The 19,748-nt window shown below is 72.1% G+C and carries 16 protein-coding genes; 5 read left to right on the forward strand and 11 right to left on the reverse strand.

The annotated features are described in order from the left end of the window. Positions 1-10: 10 nt before the first annotated feature. Together ACWCRA_RS29155 and ACWCRA_RS29160 are read right to left on the reverse strand one after the other, a co-directional pair. On the reverse strand, positions 11-274 hold the full coding sequence (locus tag ACWCRA_RS29155; protein ID WP_351556589.1) for a hypothetical protein: 264 nt from the start codon (positions 272-274) through the stop codon (positions 11-13). 464 nt (positions 275-738) lie between these two features. Next, positions 739-1,809: an ATP-dependent DNA ligase gene (locus tag ACWCRA_RS29160; RefSeq protein WP_351556592.1), complete on the reverse strand. Its 1,071-nt coding sequence runs from the start codon at positions 1,807-1,809 to the stop codon at positions 739-741. Positions 1,810-1,861: 52 nt separating this feature from the next. On the opposite strand from ACWCRA_RS29160, the gene ligD reads away from it, so the two are divergent. After that, positions 1,862-2,872: a non-homologous end-joining DNA ligase gene (ligD, locus tag ACWCRA_RS29165; RefSeq protein ID WP_351556595.1), complete on the forward strand. Its 1,011-nt coding sequence runs from the start codon at positions 1,862-1,864 to the stop codon at positions 2,870-2,872. Positions 2,873-2,917: 45 nt separating this feature from the next. Here the strand turns inward: ligD and ACWCRA_RS29170 are convergent, their stop codons facing one another. Together ACWCRA_RS29170 and ACWCRA_RS29175 are read right to left on the reverse strand one after the other, a co-directional pair. Next, positions 2,918-5,119: an OmpL47-type beta-barrel domain-containing protein gene (locus ACWCRA_RS29170; RefSeq protein ID WP_451069053.1), complete on the reverse strand. Its 2,202-nt coding sequence runs from the start codon at positions 5,117-5,119 to the stop codon at positions 2,918-2,920. 140 nt (positions 5,120-5,259) lie between these two features. Continuing rightward, entirely contained in the window at positions 5,260-7,755 is a 2,496-nt protein-coding gene (locus ACWCRA_RS29175) for a ThuA domain-containing protein (protein WP_451069020.1), read from the reverse strand. Positions 7,756-7,972: 217 nt separating this feature from the next. On the opposite strand from ACWCRA_RS29175, the gene ACWCRA_RS29180 reads away from it, so the two are divergent. From ACWCRA_RS29180 to ACWCRA_RS29190, 3 genes are all read left to right on the forward strand, one after another. Next, on the forward strand, positions 7,973-9,004 hold the full coding sequence (locus ACWCRA_RS29180) for a multicopper oxidase domain-containing protein (protein ID WP_351556656.1): 1,032 nt from the start codon (positions 7,973-7,975) through the stop codon (positions 9,002-9,004). A gap of 45 nt (positions 9,005-9,049) precedes the next feature. Then, positions 9,050-9,832 (forward strand): VOC family protein, encoded by a 783-nt coding sequence (locus tag ACWCRA_RS29185; protein ID WP_451069021.1) that lies wholly within the window; start codon positions 9,050-9,052, stop codon positions 9,830-9,832. A 93-nt stretch (positions 9,833-9,925) separates the two neighbouring features. Beyond that, on the forward strand, positions 9,926-10,177 hold the full coding sequence (locus ACWCRA_RS29190) for a WhiB family transcriptional regulator (RefSeq protein ID WP_351556604.1): 252 nt from the start codon (positions 9,926-9,928) through the stop codon (positions 10,175-10,177). A gap of 5 nt (positions 10,178-10,182) precedes the next feature. Here ACWCRA_RS29190 and ACWCRA_RS29195 read toward each other — a convergent pair whose 3' ends face one another. The 4 genes from ACWCRA_RS29195 to ACWCRA_RS29210 all read right to left on the reverse strand — a co-directional run bounded on the left by ACWCRA_RS29195 (position 10,183) and on the right by ACWCRA_RS29210 (position 13,002). Continuing rightward, a complete protein-coding gene (locus tag ACWCRA_RS29195; protein WP_451069022.1) occupies positions 10,183-10,713 on the reverse strand; it encodes a hypothetical protein in 531 nt (176 codons plus the stop codon). Positions 10,714-10,794: 81 nt separating this feature from the next. Next, on the reverse strand, positions 10,795-11,211 hold the full coding sequence (locus tag ACWCRA_RS29200) for a hypothetical protein (protein WP_351556610.1): 417 nt from the start codon (positions 11,209-11,211) through the stop codon (positions 10,795-10,797). 278 nt (positions 11,212-11,489) lie between these two features. After that, positions 11,490-12,713, reverse strand: coding sequence for a hypothetical protein (locus ACWCRA_RS29205; protein ID WP_451069023.1), 1,224 nt, complete (start codon positions 12,711-12,713; stop codon positions 11,490-11,492). Then, the gene (locus tag ACWCRA_RS29210) at positions 12,706-13,002 is read right to left on the reverse strand and encodes a hypothetical protein (RefSeq protein ID WP_451069024.1); all 297 of its coding nucleotides are present in this window, start codon (positions 13,000-13,002) and stop codon (positions 12,706-12,708) included. Before ACWCRA_RS29210 ends, ACWCRA_RS29205 begins: the two co-directional genes overlap by 8 nt. Positions 13,003-13,134: 132 nt before the next feature. Here ACWCRA_RS29210 and ACWCRA_RS29215 point away from each other — a divergent pair, with 132 nt between their 5' ends. Continuing rightward, on the forward strand, positions 13,135-14,199 hold the full coding sequence (locus ACWCRA_RS29215; RefSeq protein ID WP_451069025.1) for an SDR family NAD(P)-dependent oxidoreductase: 1,065 nt from the start codon (positions 13,135-13,137) through the stop codon (positions 14,197-14,199). Positions 14,200-14,209: 10 nt separating this feature from the next. Here ACWCRA_RS29215 and ACWCRA_RS29220 read toward each other — a convergent pair whose 3' ends face one another. The 3 genes from ACWCRA_RS29220 to ACWCRA_RS29230 form a co-directional block, all read right to left on the reverse strand. Next, positions 14,210-15,184, reverse strand: a complete 975-nt coding sequence (locus ACWCRA_RS29220) for an acyl-ACP desaturase (RefSeq protein ID WP_351556619.1) — start codon at positions 15,182-15,184, stop codon at positions 14,210-14,212. A gap of 217 nt (positions 15,185-15,401) precedes the next feature. Further along, a complete protein-coding gene (locus ACWCRA_RS29225; RefSeq protein ID WP_351556622.1) occupies positions 15,402-17,744 on the reverse strand; it encodes an excinuclease ABC subunit UvrA in 2,343 nt (780 codons plus the stop codon). A gap of 82 nt (positions 17,745-17,826) precedes the next feature. After that, positions 17,827-19,482 carry an ABC-F family ATP-binding cassette domain-containing protein gene (locus ACWCRA_RS29230; RefSeq protein WP_351556625.1) on the reverse strand — a complete coding sequence of 552 codons (1,656 nt, stop codon included), beginning with the start codon at positions 19,480-19,482 and terminating at the stop codon, positions 17,827-17,829. Positions 19,483-19,748: the final 266 nt, after the last annotated feature.

A 19,748-nucleotide genomic window follows, 5' to 3' on the forward strand; every position in this document is an offset into this window, starting at 1 on the left:
CGCCCGCGCCTCAGCACCCCTGGTACGGGCCGATCACCAGCCGGGGGTGGTGCGCGGCCAGCACCTTGTTCGCCCGGGCCAGCACGGAGAGCGCGTACTCCCGGTCGGCCCGGTCCTCGGCGCACAGCGGGCCCCGGAAGCGGCCGATCTCCCGTGCGGCGCTGTCCGCCTCGATCTCCGCGCGCAGCACATGGTCGGGCATGCACGATCCGATCAGCACGGCCACCCGGTCCGGGATCGGCACGGGGACGAGGGGTGAGGGCGAGGCGGTCACGGCGTAGTCCTTCTCTTCTGCTCCAGCGGTCCGCCGGGCTCCCGGCGGACCCTGTCCCTCCATACCTAGCGGAGCGAGGTCCGCGTTCGGCGGCGGGAATGTCCCGGTGGGGCAACCGTCGCCGGCCGCCCCTCGATCTCCCACTGCGCACCGGCGGTGCGACCCCCCCGGGCAGTGAGCGGTGCCCTCTCCCGCCGACTCCCCTCCGCGCGGCGCGCACAGGAGCCGGACACGGGCGTGCGCGAGGATGCGAGGAGGGCCCGAGCAGCGCGGCGACCCCGCAGCCCGCGCCCCCGTCGAGGCGACCGGGACCACGGTGTCGTACGAGAGGTGCGCACAGCGCGGCTCGCCCGGCCCTCCGTCTCGGGCGGCACCGGCGACACACCTTACGCGAACGCCGCACGGGCATCCGAATCGATCAACTCGCCCGATTCCCCGGCGGCTTCGGCGCCGGCGCCCGTCTCTCAGCCCCCGGGTGCCGAGAGCACCTCCGCGAGGTCGTAGCGCACCGGCTCCGCGAGCTGGGCGTAGGTGCATCCGGAGGGGTCCCGGTCGGGGCGCCAGCGGCGGAACTGGGCGGTGTGCCGGAATCGGTCCCCCTCCATGTGGTCGTAGGCCACCTCCACCACCCGCTCGGGCCGCAGCGCCACCCACGACAGATCCTTCTTCCCGCTCCAGCGGCTCGGCGCGCCCGGCAGCCTGGCCCCCTCGTGGGCGCTCTCCCGCGCCCAGGCGGCCCAGGGGTGGCCGTCCGGAGGGTCCATCCGCAGCGGCTCCAGCTCGGCGATCAGCTCCGCCCGCCGCTTCATGGGGAAGGCGGCGCAGACGCCGACGTGCTGGAGCGTGCCCGTCCCGTCGTACAGCCCCAGCAGCATCGAGCCGAGGACCGGCCCGCTCCTGTGGAAGCGGTAGCCGGCGAGCACGGCATCGGCGGTCCGCTCGTGCTTGATCTTGTACATCAGCCGCGCGTCGGGCCGGTAGGGCAGATCGAGCGGCTTGGCGACGATCCCGTCGAGCCCCGCGCCCTCGTACCGGTCGAACCACTCCGCCGCGAGCTGCCGGTCCGTGGTGGCCGGCGCGAGATGGACCGGGGGAGCGGCGGGGCGCAGTGCCTCGGCGAGCCGGGTCCGGCGCTCGGACAGCGGGGCGTCCAGCAGCGCACGGTCGCCCAGCGCCAGCAGGTCGAAGGCGATGAAGCTCGCCGGGGTCCGCTCGGCGAGGGTCCGCACCCGGGAGTCGGCGGGGTGGATGCGCTCGCTGAGCCGGTCGAAGTCGAGGCGCCCCTCATGGGCGACGACGATCTCGCCGTCCACCACGCACCGTGCGGGCAGATTCGCCGCCAGCGCCTCGACCAGCTCGGGGAAGTAGCGGGTGAGCGGCTTGCCGGTGCGGGAGCCCAGCACCATCTCGTCGCCGTCGCGGTGCACGATCGCCCGGAAGCCGTCCCACTTGGCCTCGTACTGCATACCGGGCGGGATGGTCCTCACGGACTTGGCGAGCATCGGTTTCACGGGCGGCATCACCGGCAGATCCATGGGAACAGTGTCCGGTATGCGGTGAATGTCGGCACGACATACCCTGACGGACATGGCTGGAGCGGTGGAGCTGGACGTGGGGACACGCACCGTGCGCGTGTCCCATCCCGACAAGATCTACTTTCCCGAGCACGGATACACCAAGCTCGACATGGTCACCTACTACCTCGCCGTCGGCGACGGCATCACCCGCGCCCTGCGCGACCGCCCCACCACCCTGGAGCGCTACCCCGACGGGGTGACCGGCGAGTCCTTCTTCCAGAAGCGCGCCCCCAAGCACCTCCCCGACTGGATTCCCACCGCCCACATCACCTTCCCCAGCGGCCGGTCCGCCGACGAGATGTGCCCCGCCGAACCCGCCGCCGTGATCTGGGCCGCCAATCTGGGCGCCGTCACCTTCCACCCCTGGCCGGTCCGCCGCGACGACACCGACCACCCCGACGAACTCCGCATCGACCTCGACCCCCAGCCCGGCACCGACTACGCGGACGCCGTGCGCGCCGCCCACGAACTGCGCGCCGTCCTCGACGAGGCCGGGCTGCGCGGCTGGCCCAAGACCTCCGGCGGGCGCGGTCTCCATGTCTTCGTCCCCATCGAACCCCGCTGGACCTTCACCCAGGTCCGGCGCGCCGCCATCGCCTGCGGACGGCAGCTGGAGCGGCGGATGCCGGACCGGGTGACCATCAAGTGGTGGAAGGAGGAGCGCGGCGAGCGGATCTTCGTCGACTACAACCAGACCGCCCGCGACCGCACCATCGCCTCCGCCTACTCGGTCCGCCCCCGGCCGCACGCCCCGGTCTCCGCGCCCCTGCGCTGGGAGGAGATCGACGACGCCCGCCCGGAGGACTTCGACATCAGGACCATGCCCGGCCGCTACGCGCGCGAGGGCGATGTCCACGCCGACATGGACGAGCACCGCTTCAGCCTGGAGACCCTGCTGGAGACCGCCCGCCGCGACGAGGCGGACCACGGCCTGGGCGATCTGCCCTATCCGCCGGAGTACCCGAAGATGCCCGGCGAGCCCAAACGGGTCCAGCCCAGCCGCGCGCGCGACCCGGAGTGACGGCGGGAGTGGCGGCGGCCCCCGGACGGAGGGCCGCCGCCCCGGTCACAGCTCCTGAATCCGGATATTGCGGTACGAGACCACATCCGTGGTGCCGTGGACCTGGAGCCCGATGTACCCGGTGGCGTACCGCCGGCCGTCGGTCCCGGGGTCGCCGGCGCGCGGCGGGACGAACTCCTGGCCGCCGGTGTTCTCGAACCGGTTGATCAGCACGCCGTCGCGCAGCACCTCGTACGACTGCCCGACCACCCGGATCTCGTACTCGTTCCAGGTGCCCTTCGGCGTCACCCCGGCACCGCCGAGCCCGACCCGGTCGAAGCCGTAGACCGAGCCCGTCTTGTACGGGTCGCCGTCCGGCCGGTCCAGGATCTGCACCTCGTGGCCGAAAGTGATGGCGACCCACTCGGGGCGCGGCTCCTCCGGGTGGTCGTGCACCCCGGGGAAGCGGACGAGGACCCCGCTGTTGGCGTGGGAGCCGCCGGGGGCGTCGTCCCGCCACTGGAGCTTCAGCGAGAAGTCCCCGAACCGCGTCCCGGGGAACCACAGCATGCCCAGACCGGCCCGGGTGGTGCCGCTGGTCATCGTCCCGTCGTCGTTGAGGGCGAACGAGCCGCCGCCCACGTGCTGCCAGCGGTCGAAGGACGCCCGGGAGCCGTCGAACAGCGGGCGGTAGCCGGTGTTCCGGCCCGGTCTGCCGATGCCCGACTGCCGGGCCGCCCGGTACACCACCCGGTGCTCGCGCGCGTCCACGACCCCCTCCGCCAGCAGCCCGTCCAGCACCGAGTCGACGTGCTTGAGGAAGAGCGCGTGCGAGGACCAGGACTTCTCGTCCTCGATCAGCTCATTGACCGTGCAGCGGCCCCGGGTCATCCGGTTGGGCACCCCGGAGTCGACGGTGCCCACGATCACGGTGAGCCGCTCGTCCCACTCGGGGCAGTGGGGCGCCGGGACGCCGCCGCCCTCGGCGACGGTGAGGGTGACCCGCCGCGCCTGCGAGGTGTTGCCCGCCCGGTCCGTGGCCCGGTGCAGCACCGAGTGGAAGCCCACCCGGTCGATCAGCACGGGTGCGGTGTAGGCGAGATACGGGCCGCCGTCGAGCGAGTACTCGATCCGCTCCACCCCCGAGCCGCCCGCGTCGGTGGCGTCGACCGTGACCCGGGCGCTGGTCACATAGGCGCCGTCGGAGTTCAGCCGTCCGCTCACCGAGGCCGCCGTCACCGGCGGTTCCCGGTCCGGCGCGGGGGTCGCGACCACCGTGAAGGAGGCGGACTTCACCCCCGCCGCGTTGCCCGCCCGGTCGGTGGCCCGGTAGCGGACCGTGTGCGCGCCGGGGGAGTCCACCACGACCGGGGCGGTGTACGGCTGCCAGGCGCCGGCCTCCCCGAGCGCGTACTCGATGGTGTTGACGCCCGAGCCGGTGTCGGACGCGGTCACGGTCACGGTGGCCGTGTCCCGGTAGCGGCCCTGGCCGTCGCGGTCGCCGGCGACCGTCGCCGAGGTGTCCGGCGGTGTGGTGTCGCCGGTCGGCGGCGCGGCCACCGTGAAGGACTCGCTCTTCCCGGCCCCCGTGTTCCCGGCCCGGTCGGTGGCCCGGTGGCGCAGTGTGTGCGCGCCGACGGTGTTCACCACGACCGGGGCGGTGTACGGCTGCCAGGGGCCGTCCGCCCCCAGCGCGTACTCGGTGCGCTCCACTCCGGAGCCCTCGTCGGTCGCGGTGAGTGTCACCGTCGCCTGCCCGACATAGGCGCCCTGGTCGTCGCGGTCGCCCGTGACGGCCGCCGAGGTGTCCGGCGGTGTGGTGTCGCCGCCGGTGCTCTCGGTGACGGTGAGGACGCCCCGCATGGTGCCGTGGCCGGGGATGGCGCAGGAGAAGCGGTACCGCCCGGGGGTGAGCGTCACCTCCGCCGTGTGCCGGCCGCCCCGGTCGTCCCCGGGGTTGGCGAGGATGTTCAGCGGTACGTCGTTGTTGTACTCCGGGTCCGAGACGTCGAAGGTCAGGGAGTGCGGCATCCCGGTCGTGTTGCCGCTCGCCCGGCTGTTCTCGAAGACGATGGTGGTCCGGCCCTCCACCGCCGTCGCGGGGAAGGAGAGATAGCGGTCGATCGGGTCACCGGCGGTCCAGGTCAGCGTCTGCCGCGCCGCCGTTCCCGCCCCGGCCCGCCCGGCGGCCCCCTCCGGCCGGCCGTGCGCGGCTGTCGACAGCAGGCCCACGACCAGCGCCACCGAGGCCACCAGGGCCGTCCACAGCCGTCCCGCCGTTCTCGGGGAGCCGCCTCCCCCCGGACGGTGTCCTGCCGGGCCGTTTCTCCCCGGACCCCGGCCCCGATTCGCCGGGCCGGGACTCATCGGACCACCGCTCATCGGACCACCGCTCATCGGACCACCGCTCATCGGACCGCCGCCTTCCGCGCCAGGCCGTCGGCGGCCGGGGTCGCCCCGCCGCCGTGATAGGTGATCCGCCACAGCGCCGAGCGGGAGTCGGAGGTGAAGAACCCGCGCCCGTAGTCCAGGACGTAGAGCGAGCCGTCGGGCGCGAACTTCCAGTCCATGAGGTTGCGGATGCCGTTCGCCCCGACCGGGACGATCTTCTTCAGGGACTCCGCGTGCACCGGGAGACCGCCCCTGCCCACCGTCGCGGGGTCGGTCAGCACCGCGTGCCGGGGCTGGTCCCCGTCGTAGAAGTCCCCGACGAACCACTTGCCGTCCCAGTACGGGGGCCACCGCACCGCGCTCGTGCTCGACCCGTCGTGGCGGTAGACCGGGCCGTTCATGGTGGCCTGCCCGCCGCCCTTGAGCCAGGGCAGCAGCAGCTTCTGCTCGGACTCCCGGTAGCTGGGCACGCCGGCCGCGTCGCGCGGGAAGTCCGGGGCGCCGCCCTGGGGCGCGTACCAGATGGTGTTCGGCGTCACCGGCGGCACCTTCACCAGGCCGTCGTTGTGCGGCGACTCGTTCCTCGGCGCGGAGCAGTCGTACCAGCCGAGCGGTGTGGCCGGGTCCGGCAGATTGCGGTCACGGTAGGGCTGGTTGTTGCCCATGCAGAACGGCCAGCCGTGGTTGCCCGCCCGGGTGATCGCCGCGAAGGTGTCGTACTTGGCGGGGCCCCAGGTCGTCGACGGCGCCCCGGCGTCCGGGCCCACCCACCCCGCGTACAGGATGTCGGTCGTCCGGTCCACGAAGATCCGGGCGGGGTTGCGGACCCCCATCACATAGATCTCGCCACGGGTCTTCCCACCGCCCTCGTCGGGCTCCCGGCCGGTGAAGAGATTCCCCTCGGGGAGGGTGTAAGTGCCGTCGTCCTCGGGGTGGACGCGGAGGATCTTCCCGTTGAGGTTGTTGGTGTTGCCCGAGGTGCGGCGGGCGTCGGCGAAGGCGGTGCCCCGGTAGGTGGGGAGGGGGTTGTTGCCCGAGTAGCCGCCGCTGAAGCCGGATGAGTTGTTGTCGCCGGTCGCGATGTACAGATTGCCCCGGGAGTCGAAGGCCATCCCGCCGCCCGCGTGGCAGCAGCTGTGGAGCTGCACCGGCCAGGAGAGCAGCACCTTCTCGCTGGCGGGGTCCAGCCGGCGGGTGGTGCGGTCCCAGGTGAAGCGGGAGACCCGCCGGTCGCCGATCCGCTTCTCGCGGTCGATCCGCTCGTGCGGGGTGTAATGCAGATACACCCAGCCGTTGGAGGCGAAGCGCGGGTCCAGCTCGATCCCGAGCAGACCCTCCTCGTTCTTGGTCAGCTCGTCCCCGCCGCCCTTGTTGCCGAAGACGGTCAGCGCCCCGGCCAGGGTCACCTCCCGGGTGGCCGGGTCGTACACATGGATCTCGCCCCGGCCCCTGCCGACGTCGGGGCTGTTCCAGTCGGTGACGACCGGAACACTTCCGTCCGAGCCGCCGCGCCCGATGGAGAAGACGGTGCCGTCGGGGGAGACGGTCAGTCCGTGCGGCTCGCCGATCTGGTCGTTCTGCCCCGGCTGGTTGGGCCGGGTGACCCGCTCGGCCGTGTAGTGGGAGGTGATGGTGGCCTTGCAGTCGGCCCGCGCGAGCCGGGAGGTCCAGGCGAGCGCGCCGCGCAGATGGTCGCGGAAGCCGGTCTCGGCGAAGCTGTCGGCGGTGCCGCCCATCCCGGTGTAGAACGAGCGCCCGCCGTCGTAGTCGCGGCACCAGGAGATGGGGTGGTCCCAGCCGTTCGCCCCCGCCGCCGGGGTGTACGAACTCTCCCGCAGCCGGGCGACCGTGTGGACGCCGCCGGACGGGTTGGCCGCCCAGTTGAACCACTTGTCCGGCCGCTTCCACTGGAGCGGCAGCGACGCGGTGGCCGGGTGCCGGCGGTCGCCGACCTCCACCACCGCGCGCTGCACCGTGCTCGCGGCCCCGGCCGGCCGGGCGCCGACCAGCCCGGTGAACCAGTCGGAGTACGGTTCGGTCCTGGCCGCGTCATGGATGCCCAGGAAGCCCCCGCCGGCCTCCATGTACGACTCCAGACCCGCCTCCTGCTCCGGGTCGAGCACATCGCCGCCCCCGGTGAGGAAGACCACCGCGTTGAACCGGCCGAGCCGCCGGGCGTCGGTGAACACGGCGGCGTCGTCGGTCGCCACGGTGGCGAACCGCCCGGCGGCCGGGCCGGTCAGACCGATGGACTCGATCGCCGCGATCCCGGCGTCCACGGTGGGCGACTCGGCTCCGGCGGAGCCGTGGAAGACCAGCACCCGCACGGCGCGCCCGCCGGGCGGCGAGGGCAGGGACAACGTTGTCTTCTTCGGGTCCGGCGGCTCCGGCGGCTCCTGCGCGGACGCGGACGCACCCCCGCCGAGCAGCGAGACGATCAGTGCGCCGGCCCCCAGGACCGCCGCCACCGGGCGTCCCGGGGATCTCGGCCCGCGACGCGGTGTGCGGTGCATATGGTCACCCACCCCTCTGTGGTCACAGCAACAGCCTTGGAAGTTAGACCTGTTCGCCGGTTCCGCCAAGAGGTGGAGCCGGAAAAGAACGAACTTTGTCCTGAGTGTGGAAAAACGCTGGTCGCCCGGCTACCGTATGGCCGTTCCCGGGGGTGAGCCCCGTCATCTCCCCGAGCGGAGTGGAGAGTCCGGCATGGGCGAGGGTCGTGGTCAGGGCATGGACAGACGGGGCTTCAGCCGCCGGCTGCTGGCCGGGGGAGCGGTGGCGGCGACGGGGACGACATCGTTGTCGCTCGCCACCGCCCCCGGGGCGCGGGGCGCTCCCGCCGCCGCCGGCGGCCTGAGGACCGCCCCGGCGGGCGGCCGGATACGCCATATGAAGCTCTACGCGGAGAAGCTCGCCGACGGCGGGATGGGGTACGGCCTGGAGAAGGGCAAGGCGTCCGTCCCCGGCCCGCTGATCGAACTGACCGAGGGCGACACCCTCCACATCGAGTTCGAGAACACCCTGGACGTGCCGGTCAGCCTGCATGTCCACGGCGTCGACTACGACATCGCCAACGACGGCACCCGGATGAGTCGCAGCCATGTGGAACCCGGCGCGACCCGTACGTACACCTGGCGCACCCACCTCCCCGGCCGCCGCGCGGACGGCACCTGGCGCGCCGGGAGCGCCGGCTACTGGCACTACCACGACCATGTCGTGGGCACGGACCACGGCACGGGCGGCATCCGCAAGGGCCTGTACGGTCCGGTGGTCGTCCGCCGCCAGGGCGATCCGCTCCCCGACCACCAGTGCACCATCGTCTTCAACGACATGACGATCAACAACAAGCCCGGCCACACGGGTCCCGACTTCCGGGTCACGGTCGGTGACCGTGTCGAGATCATCATGATCACGCACGGTGAGCTGTACCACACGTTCCATATCCATGGGCACCGCTGGGCGGACAACAGAACGGGCCTGCTCAGCGGCCCCGGCGATGTCAGCAGGGTCATCGACAACAAGATCACCGGCCCGGCGGACTCCTTCGGCTTCCAGATCATCGCGGGCGAGAACGCGGGCGCGGGCGCGTGGATGTACCACTGCCATGTCCAGAGCCACTCGGACATGGGGATGGCCGGGCTCCTCCTGGTGGCCAAGCCCGACGGCACGATCCCGGGGTACGAGCCGCACCGCGCCCGGGAGCACGCGCCCGGCGCACAGCCGCGCCCGGCCCCCAGGGATGCGGGCCCCGGGCATCGATAGCAGACTCGACAGGGAGACGAACGGGACCCCGCGAAGGAGCGCACCATGCTCACCACGCGTTATGTCACCGGCTCCCCGAACTGGCTCGATCTGGGGACACCGGATCTGGAGGCCGCGACCGATTTCTACGCCGGGATCTTCGGCTGGACCTTCGCGTCCGCCGGGCCGGAGGCGGGCGGCTACGGAATGTTCACGCTGGACGGCGGCACCGCGGCGGCGGGCATGACCGTCCCGCCGGAGCAGGGCCCGCCCGCCTGGAACATCTACTTCCAGTCGGCCGACGCCGCCGCCACGGCGGAAGCGGTGCGCCGGGCCGGCGGCACGGTGGTCGTCGAACCGATGGATGTCTTCGACCGGGGCCGCATGGCGGTCCTCGCGGACCGCGCGGGCGTCGGCTTCGGCATCTGGCAGCCGGCCCTGACCAAGGGCCTCGACGTGGTGAACGCCCCCGGCGCCCTGTGCTGGCTGGAGCTGTACACCCCGGACCCGGACGCCGATCTGGCCTTCTACACCGAGGTCTTCGGCTGGGAGACCACCGCCGTCCCCTACCCCGACGGCTCCGGCTCCTACACCATGACCCACCCGGCGGGCGAGTCCCCGGAGGCGATGTTCGCCGGCCTGGTCCCCCTCGCCGCCACCTCCTCCGGGACCACCCCCCACTGGCTCCCCTACTTCGCCGTCCAGAACTGCGACGCCACCGTCACCCGCGCCGGTTCCACCGGCGCCACGCTCATCACACCCCCTGTCGACCTCCAGGGCGTGGGCCGCTTCGCCCAGCTGTCGGACCCGTGGGGCCCGCGGTTCGCGGTGATGCAGGGGGAGGGGTGAGGGTGCGCGGGCGCGGGAGGGCGCGGGGCGCTCCAGCAGGGTGTTGATGGGTCATTGATCCGGCGTTTATCGGTGCGAGGGAGGGTGTCGGGTATGCCGACCAACACCACGACCACCACCGACGACGACCTCTCCTGGCAGGAGACGGCCCTGTGCGCCCAGACGGGCCCCGAGTTCTTCTTCCCGGCCCCGGGGTCCTCGACACGGGAGGCGAAGCGGCTGTGCGGGGCTTGTGAGGGGCGGGTGGAGTGCCTGGAGTACGCGCTGAGGCATGACGAGAAGTTCGGGGTGTGGGGTGGGATGTCGGAGCAGGAGCGTGATGTGCTGCGGAGGGGGCGCGGCTGACGTTCTCAGAACCAGCGCCGCACGAATCGCCCCTCTCTCGCCAGACCCGCCCGCTCGGCCTGGGCGTCGGCGGGCGGTACCTGTGCCCCGCTCTCCCAGAGGGCCGTGCGCAGGGCCCTGACGGGACGGGCCCCGCCGACCGGCGAGAGGACGCCTCCCGCTGCGGGGTCGCCCGCGAACCAGATGGTGTCCAGCCGATCGCTCCGCCTGCGCCCGAGGCCGCGCCGGTACGGCGTGGTCCGGAGCAGGATCTCCTCCCCGGGCGCGACGGTGACGGCGATGGCGAAGCTCCGCCTCTGACTCCCCTGCGGGTAGCGACAGGGATAGGACCGCCACGCGTAGCACTGGAGAACGCGCGCGGTCCTGGGCGTGTGAATCAGGGCGAGAACTGAGACCAGCAGAGGGAAGGGGCTGGCCAGAAGCGCCACGGCGAGGAGCGGAATCGCTTCGTCAGGGAAGGCAGTGAGCTCTGCGGCCCAGATGAGCGCGGCCGGTACGCCGAGAGCCGCGGCGACGCCGAGCCTTCGTCCTGCCACGAGCCGGCGGTACCCCGCTGCCGTTGGCGCATGGGCGAAGGCCGGCTGCTCCCTGGTGGGCATTCCGCGACACATGACGGGTTACATCTCCGAGAGTCGGCTCCTGGGCCGTGGCCCAGTCGGTCGTGCGACGGGGTCGGTGAAGCGCAGAGTACGGCCGATCCCGAGCACGATCTCGGTGTACTCCTCCGAGAGATCAGTCGATGCGGTGGTGAGGTCGACGAGGATCACACGTGAACTGGCGGGGCGCCCGACCGCCAGCCGTGCCTGGAAGACACCATCGCTGCGGGCGGGGATTCTCGCGGGACCGATCTCCAGCGACGGAACCGGGAGAAGGCACGTCACCAGTGCCGCTGGTGCCTTGCACGGCAGGTCCACGAGGTCGCGCCGGAGAATGGCGCCCAGGGGATTCCGTACGAGATGAATCGCGCACTGCGCAGCGGCCAGGTTGCTTGTCATCAGGCTGGTGCAGATCTCCGACAGGGTCAGGACCGACATGGAGACCCTCTGAGCTCCTCCTGAGTGGAGGCCGAAGGCGAAGTGCATGACTCCTTGTCCGCATAGATCTTCGAGTAGTCCGCTGAGCACTTCGGCTGCGCGCGTGTACTGGTCACGGACGTGGGAGGGAAGAGGCAGTGCCAGAATGTCATGTTTCATGCGCTCCTTCACCTCGCTCACGTCATCGTGGGGGAGGTCGACGAATCCCGGTGGCAGGCCGAACCAACAAGGCTCGCACCGGGATTCGGCAGAAGGAGCGGGTGGCATGTCGTTTGGTCCTATCTCGTCAGCTGGGCCCAGATGCGAGCCGCGTTGAGGCCGGCGCTCGGTGCGTCGGACGCGGCGATCCGGGCACCGTCAACGCCGGTCGCCGCGGTCTTGGCGCCGTCACTGTCCTCAGCCGGGGTGAGCCCGACTCCTGCGGTTACCACGGCACTGCCCGCGACGCCCGCCTGCAGGGGCACTTCCACGCGAGGGCTGGTTCTCCGGACCACCCAGTCCAGTACCGGCTTCGGTGCCTCGTTGATCTGGTGCATCGCCTCGGACGAGCCGGTCCCGAAGGCCCGTACGCCATTTCGAAGACTCACCGACGCCCCCTCGTCGGCCGCGATACCCGATCGGGTCGTGTTGACCATGCTCTTGGCTCCGTGCGCGACAGCCCCCACGCCGGGAAGTGTCCCCAGGGCGTCACCGCCGAGAGTCACCGCGCTGGACCAGAACTGACCATCGAACCTGCCCTGCCTGAGTCCGCCGCTGAGGGCGGCTCTGTGCTCCGGGTCGGAAGCGTGCGAGACGAGCGCGGCAAGGCTCAGCCCCGCGGCAGCGAAGAGCAGGGGTACGGCGACCGGGGCCGCGATGAAGACGGCGAAGAGCCCCAGGGAGGCCGACAACAGGCTCAAGGCGTCACCCAAGTTGTCGTCGACCCAGGTCAGAACCTTGTCCAGCACCCCCTCCTCCTCCCCTTCCACCCCCACCCCCGCCTCCTCCATCCCCTTCGCCACCCTCCCCGCCGCCGCCTCGTGCTCCCCCTCCAGTTCGCGCGCCAGCCTCCGCACCCCCTCCAGTTCCGCCAGGGCGTCCGCCACGGCGGATGAGGCGGTGCGGAGGTCGGCTTCCGGGGTGGTGGGGGTGGAGCGGAGGTGGTGTTCGTGGGTGCGGGCGCGGGTGAGGGACTGCTGGGCACGCCGGGCGCGGGTGTCGTACGCGCGGGCCGTGGACTGGAAGGCGAGCAGGTCGTCGTGCCAGCGGGAGAGTTCGCGGGCCGCCCGGGCGAGGGAGCGGTGGGCCTGGTCGAGGCGGCGGGGGAGGTCGCCGTCGAGGGCGGCGCGGAAGGCCTCGGCGGCCTCGCCCCGCCAGGAGGACGTCTCGGTGAGGAGGCGGGTCACCAGGCGGTGGGCGGTGGCGAGGGCCGTCGCGGAGGCGGTGAGCGAGGTGCGCAGCGCCGCGATGGCGGGCGGGCTGCCGGGGGCCGGGTCCCAGCCCAGGTGGGGGTGGTCAGCCATGGCCGGGCGCCGGGCGGAAGGAGTCCTCGACGGCCGTGTCGACCTCGGCGTAGCCGCGGTGGCTGAGCCGCACCCCGTCGTCGATCGACGCGATCCGGTCCCGTAACCGCTCCGCTCCGTGGGCCCAGCGCTCCTGGAAGCCGTCGCAGGCCCGGTCGAGACGGCCGGTGCCCAACTGGTCCGCCCGCGCCCGCCGGAGCGCGGAGCGCGCCTCGGCCAGCGATGACAGCGACCGCTCCAGGGCGCGCGCGAGGCGCCCCAGTTCCTCGGTGTCCACCTGGAGATCCATGGCAGCACACCCTGACAGATCATCAGCCCGGAGCCGCAACCGGCGTCACCCGGACGAGTGGTGGTTTATCCGGATGCCCTCCCGGACCATCGGTTATGAGAATCACCGGGAGAAACCCGGGAGCGGAGCACCATGGACATCAGATCACCACCGACGAACTGGCCGCTTTCGAGCGGACCGTCCAGGCGGCTGGGCGAGGAGGTGGCCTCGTCCTTCGCGCGGGAGAGCCGCAACAGACGGCGCAGGGAGCTGCGGCGCCTGCGCCGGGACGCGGACGCCGGGGTGGTGGCGGGCACCGTCACCGGCGGGCTGGACCGCCGGGAGGACGCGCCGCTGCCCGCCGGGGCCGGGACACCCGGTGTCCTCGCGCGCCCCCGCCGCTGCTCTGTCCACGAGGAGCTGTACTGGCACACGGACGGCTTCTGCCATCTGCTCTGCCCGGCCTGCGCCTCCGACAACACCGCGCGCCGAGGGCTGTCGACGGATCTGACGGGCCGCCGGGTCCTGCTCACCGGCGGGCGGGTGAAGATCGGCTTCCGGCTCGCCCTGATGATGCTGAGGGACGGCGCCGAGACCCTGGTCACCAGCCGCTTCCCGCAGGACACCCTCGCGCGCTTCCGGGCGGTCCCGGGCAGCGAGCGCCGGCTGGACCGGCTCACCGTCGTCGCCGTCGGTCTGCGTGATCCCCGGCAGGTGATCGGGGTGTGCGAGCGGCTGCGCGCGGCGGGCCGGCCGCTGGACATCCTCGTCAACAACGCGGCGCAGACGATCCGCCGTCCGGCCGCCTCCTGTGCCCGGCCGGCGGCCGGTGAGCGCGGTGCGCTCCCGCCCGGCTACACCCCGATGGCCGCCGTCGGCCGCGCCGACCGGGCGCTCGACCCCGTTCTGCGCGAGAGCGAGACGGCGCCGGAGCTGGAGCCGGAGCCCGAGCCGGACGAGGCCGCGCTCAATATGCTCACGCGCACGAGCGCGGCGCGGCTCGCCGTCCAGGGGGTCTGCATGTGCGGTGTGGACACCGGCTGGATCACCGATGAGAACCCGGCGCCGCGCAGGGCGTGGATCGCGGCGGCCGGGACCCGTGCCCCGCTCGATGTCGTCGACGGCGCGGCCCCGATCCACGATCCGATCGTGCGGGGCGAGGCCGGTTCCCCGGTCGCCGGGGTGGTGCTGAAGGACTACCGGGAGACCGGCTGGTGAGAAGGCGGGGTCAGCCCGCCGCCCGGGCCGCCATGCGGGCCTTGCGGGCCGCCAGCTTCTCGTCGAACTTGGCCGCCTCGGCGTCGAGGCCGTTCATGTACAGCCCCAGCTCCTCCTGGGCCTGGAGACCGTCGGGGCCGAGGCCGTCGATCTCCAGGACCTTCAGGAAGCGCAGCACCGGGGCGAGGACGTCGTCGTGGTGGATGCGCATGTTGTAGATCTCGCCGATCGCCATCTGCGCGGCGGCCCGCTCGAAGCCGGGGATGCCGTGGCCGGGCATGCGGAAGTCGACGACGACATCGCGCACGGACCGCATGGTGAGATCGGGGGCGATCTCGAAGGCCGCGCCCAGCAGGTTGCGGTAGAAGACCATGTGCAGATTCTCGTCGGTCGCGATCCGGGCCAGCATCCGGTCGCAGACGGGGTCGCCCGACTGGTGGCCGGTGTTGCGGTGCGAGACGCGGGTGGCCAGCTCCTGGAAGGCGACGTACGCCACCGAGTGCAGCATCGAGTGCCGGTTGTCGGACTCGAACCCCTCCGACATGTGCGACATCCGGAACTGCTCCAGCTTGTCCGGGTCGACGGCGCGCGAGGTCAGCAGGTAGTCGCGCATCACGATGCCGTGCCGGCCCTCCTCGGCGGTCCAGCGGTGCACCCAGGTGCCCCAGGCGCCGTCACGGCCGAAGAGGGACGCGATCTCATGGTGGTAGCTGGGCAGATTGTCCTCGGTCAGCAGATTGACGACGAGGGCGATACGGCCTATGTCGGTGACCTTGGACTGCTCCTGCTCCCAGGCCTGCCCGTCCTCGAAGAGGCCGGGGAAGTTGCGTCCGTCGCTGAACGGGACGTACTCGTGGGGCATCCAGTCCTTGGCGACCTTCAGATGCCGGTTGAGTTCCTTCTCCACGACCTCCTCCAGGGCGTGGAGCAGCCGGGCGTCGGTCCACGCGTCCGAGCTGCCCAGGTGGGGAGAGGTGATGGTCACGGATGCTCCTGGGGACGGGAGAGTTACCTACGGATTCGTAGGTTACGAAACCGTAGGTTAAGGGCGCTGTAAGCGCGCGACCAAGTCGACCCCCCTGCCCGGGGCGCGCCGGCCCCTCCCGGCCGGTTACGTTCCGTTATGCGCCGCAGGTCACGGGGGCGCGCGCCAGGGCGCGCGGGCCGAGGGCCCCGGGCACGGGCGCGTGCGGAGAGACAGGTCACACTCCCTCGCGGCCCCGCGGACCGCCCTCGCGCCCGGCCGTGTCCCGCCGCAGATACTCCGCGGTGAGCGACACCGGGTGGTCCAGCAGCTCCTTGGGAGTCCCCTCGAAGACCAGTTCGCCGCCGTTCCTGCCGCCGTCCGGACCCAGATCGACGATCCAGTCCGCGCGCTTGACCACCTCCAGGTTGTGCTCGACGCAGATCACCGTGTTCCCCGCGTCCACCATCCGGTCGAGCAGCGCGGTCAGCGTGTCCACATCGGCCATGTGCAGACCGGTGGTCGGCTCGTCCAGGACGTACACACTGCCCGTGCGGTGCAGCCGGGTCGCCAGCTTGAGCCGCTGCCGCTCCCCGCCCGAGAGGGTGCTCAGCGGCTGTCCGAGCGCCAGATATCCGAGGCCCACCTCGCCCAGCGCCGCCAGCTTCCTCGGCAGCGCCCGGTCCCGGTCCCGGGCCGGCGCGGTGGACCCGCCGCCGGCGGCCTCCGCGGCCCCGGCGAAGAACTCCACCGCCTCCGCCGCCGTCATGTCCAGGACATCGGCGATGGATCGGCCGCCGACCCGCAGGGCCAGCACCTCGTCCTGGAACCGCCGCCCCCCGCACACCGGGCAGATCCGGGTCACCGGGTCCATGAACGCCAGATCGGTGGTGATCGCGCCCCGCCCCGAGCACTCCCGGCACGCCCCCTCCGAGTTGAAGCTGAACAGCCCCGGCCGCACCCCGTTCACCCGCGCGAAGAGCCCCCGCAGGGTGTCCATCACCCCCAGGAAGGAGGCCGGGGTCGAGCGCACGGAGGCGGTGATCGCGCTCTGGTCGATCACCACCGCCTCCGGGTGCGCCGCCGTGAACACCTCCGACACCAGGGTCGACTTGCCGGAGCCGGCCACCCCGGTGACCACCGTGAGCACCCCCGCCGGGAAGCGCACATCGATCCCCTTCAGGTTGTGCAGCGCGGCGCCCGTCACCGGCAGCCACCCGGCGGGGGAGCGGAAGGACTCCTTCAGCGGGGTGCGGCGGCGCAGACAGCGGCCGGTGAGGGTGTCCGCGTCCCGCAGCGGACCCGGCGGACCCTCGTAGACGACCCGTCCGCCGCTCGCTCCCGCCCCCGGGCCCATGTCGACGACATGGTCGGCGACCGCGATCACATCCGGGTCGTGCTCCACCACCAGGACCGTGTTGCCCCGGTCCCGCAGCCGGGTCAGCAGCTCGCCCAGACGACCCACGTCACGCGGGTGCAGCCCGGTGCTCGGCTCGTCGAAGACGAAGGTCAGCCCGGTCAGCGCGCTGCCGAGATGGCGGACCATCTTCAGCCGCTGGCCCTCCCCGCCCGAGAGGGTGGTCGTCTCCCGGTCCAGCGAGAGATAGCCCAGTCCGATGTCCACCAGCCGCTGGAGCCGGCTCCGCGCGGCGGCGGCGACCGGACCGGCCACCGGGTCGTCGATCCGGTCGAGGACCCGCACCAGATCGGCCACCTCCATCCGGCTGTAGTCGGCGATCCCCAGACCGTCGATCCGGGTGGCGAGCGCCGCCTCGTTCAGCCGGGCCCCGCCGCACGCCCCGCACGGCCGCTGCTCCACGAAACGGGCCGCGGCCTCCCGCCGCTTCTCCGAGAGGGTCGTGGTGTCGCGGTTGAGGAAGATCCGGGTGAACCGGTTGATGATCCCCTCGAACTGCATCTCCGCGGAGCCCGACTTCATCTCGATGCGCACCGCGAAACCCGACCCGTGGAGCAGTAGCCGCCACTCCTCGGGGGAGTACTCGCCGAGTGGTCTGTCGAGATCGAACAGGCCGGAGTTGGCGTACAGCTGCCACTCCCAGCCGCCCACGGTGAGCCCCGGCAGCAGCAGCGCCCCCTCGTTCAGCGACCGGGAGCGGTCCACCGCGCGCTCGGGGTCGACATGGAGGGTTCTGCCCACGCCGTCGCACTCCGGGCACATGCCCGAGGGGTCGTTGAAGGAGTACGCCGTCGCCTCGCCCGCGCTGGGGGTGCCATGGCGCGAGAACAGCACCCGGATCACCGAGTGGATGTCGGTCGCGGTGCCGACCGTGGAGCGCACATTCCCGCCCAGGGGCCGCTGGTCCACGACGATCGCCACCGACAGCTCGTCGATCTCGTCGGCCCGCGGGCGCTCGTACTTCGGCAGCCGGTTCCTGAGGAACGAGGTGAAGGTCTCATTGAGCTGTCGCTGCGACTCCACGGCGATGGTGTCGAAGACCAGGGACGACTTCCCCGACCCCGAGACTCCGGTGAAGACGGTGATCCGGTTCCTGGGCAGAGTGAGCGAGACGCCGCGGAGATTGTTCTCCCGTGCGCCGGTGATGACGATGTCGCGGTCCATGACACCGAAGCCAACCGGATAATCCCGACACCTTCTGTCGGGATTTCCGGCCGGCTTCGGCGGGGGACGGCGACCGGGCCGGTCAGGGCTGCTCCGCGGGGCGCTGGAGCAGGCCCTCCCGTACCTCCTCCACGGAGACGTCATGGAGCCCGCCGTCCAGCAGCAGCCAGCGGGTGATGCCGATGGACTCCAGGAACGGCACATCGTGGCTCGCCACGATCAGCGCCCCCTCGTACCCCTCCAGCGCCGCCGTGAGCCTGCGGACACTGGCCATGTCCAGATTGTTGGTCGGCTCGTCGAGCAGCAGCAGCCGGGGCGCGGGCTCCGCGAGCAGCTGCGCCGCCAGCGCCGCCCGGAAGCGCTCCCCGCCGGAGAGCGTCCCGGCCGGCTGGTCCGCCCGCGCGCCCTTGAAGAGGAACCGCGCGAGCTGCGCCCTGATCCGGTTGTTGGTCGCGGCGGGCGCGGCGCGGGCCACGTTCTCCACCACGCTCAGAGCGTCGTCGAGCACATCGAGCCGCTGCGGCAGAAAGCGCAGCGGGACCTGGGCCACCGCCTCGCCCGCGACCGGCGCCAGCTCCCCGGTGATCGTGCGGAGCAGGGTGGTCTTGCCCGCCCCGTTGCGGCCGACCAGGGCGATCCGCTCCGGGCCGTGCAGCTCGAAGAGCCCCTCGACCCGCGCTCCGTAGCGCAGTTCGAGGCCGTCGAGCCGCAGCACCCCCTGGCCCGGGTGGACTGTGGTGTGCGGCAGCTCGATCCGGATCTCGTCGTCGTCGCGGACCGCCGACACCGCCTCGCTGAGCCGCTCCTTCGCCTCGTTGAGCTTCTCGGTGTGCATGATGCGGTGCTTGCCCGCCGACTCCTGGGCCGCGCGCTTGCGCGCGTTCATCACGATCCTCGGTTCGCGCTTGCTGTCGTACATCTTCTGGCCGTACCGCTTGCGGCGGCCCAATGTGATCTGGGCGTCCTCCAGTTCGCGCTTCTGCCGCTGCATATCGGCCTCGGCGACGCGCACCATGCGTTCGGCGGCCTCCTGTTCGACGGCGAGCGCCTCCTCGTAGGCGGAGTGGTTCCCGCCGTACCAGGCCACCTCGCCCTGGCGCAGATCGGCGATCTGATCGACCAGCTCCAGCAGCTCGCGGTCGTGGCTGACCACGATCATGACGCCGGACCAGGAGGCGACGGCGTCGTACAGCCGCCGCCGGGCGTACCGGTCGAGATTGTTGGTCGGCTCGTCGAGCAGCAGCACATCCGGCCTGGCCAGCAGGAGCGCCGCGAGCCGCAGCAGCACGCCCTCGCCGCCCGAGACCTCGCCGATGGTGCGGTCGAGACCGATGTGGCCGAGGCCGAGCTGGTCGAGCGTGGCCCGGGCGCGCTCCTCCACATCCCAGTCGTCGCCGACGGCGGTGAAGTTCTCCTCGCTCGCGTCGCCCGCCTCGATGGCGTGCAGCGCGGCCCGGGTGGGGGCGATCCCCAGCACCTCGTCCACCCGCAGCGCGGTGTCGAGCACCAGGTTCTGCGGCAGCCAGCCGATCTCACCGGTGGTGCGGACGCTGCCGGACGCCGGGGTCAGCTCCCCGGCGATCAGTTTCAGCAGGGTGGACTTGCCACAGCCGTTGAGGCCGATGAGCCCGGTCCGGCCGGGGCCGACGGCGAGCTGGAAGCCGTCGAAGACCTCCGTGCCGTCGGGCCAGGAGAAGGAGAGGGAGGAGCAGAGCACATGGGTGGAAACAGTTGACACAGGGGTCTCCCGGTTGCGTGGAAGGGGTGGGGGCAACGGGTGGAGACACCGGGAAGGCGCACGACGCGGACGGGAGCGGACGGACGGGAGCGGGCAGGGCCCGGAGGCTCAGGAAGAGGGCTCTCCGCCACAAGGAACGGCTCGAACGCCGAGGTCGCACGCGAGAGCGCACACGCCGTGGACGGCGGTGGCACACGGTGTCCCGGACCTCAGACGAGCAACGTCCTTCTCCAATCGGCGGCAACAGAAGCACTTCCACCATAGAG

Source organism: Streptomyces sp. NPDC001889 (genome assembly GCF_053594535.1).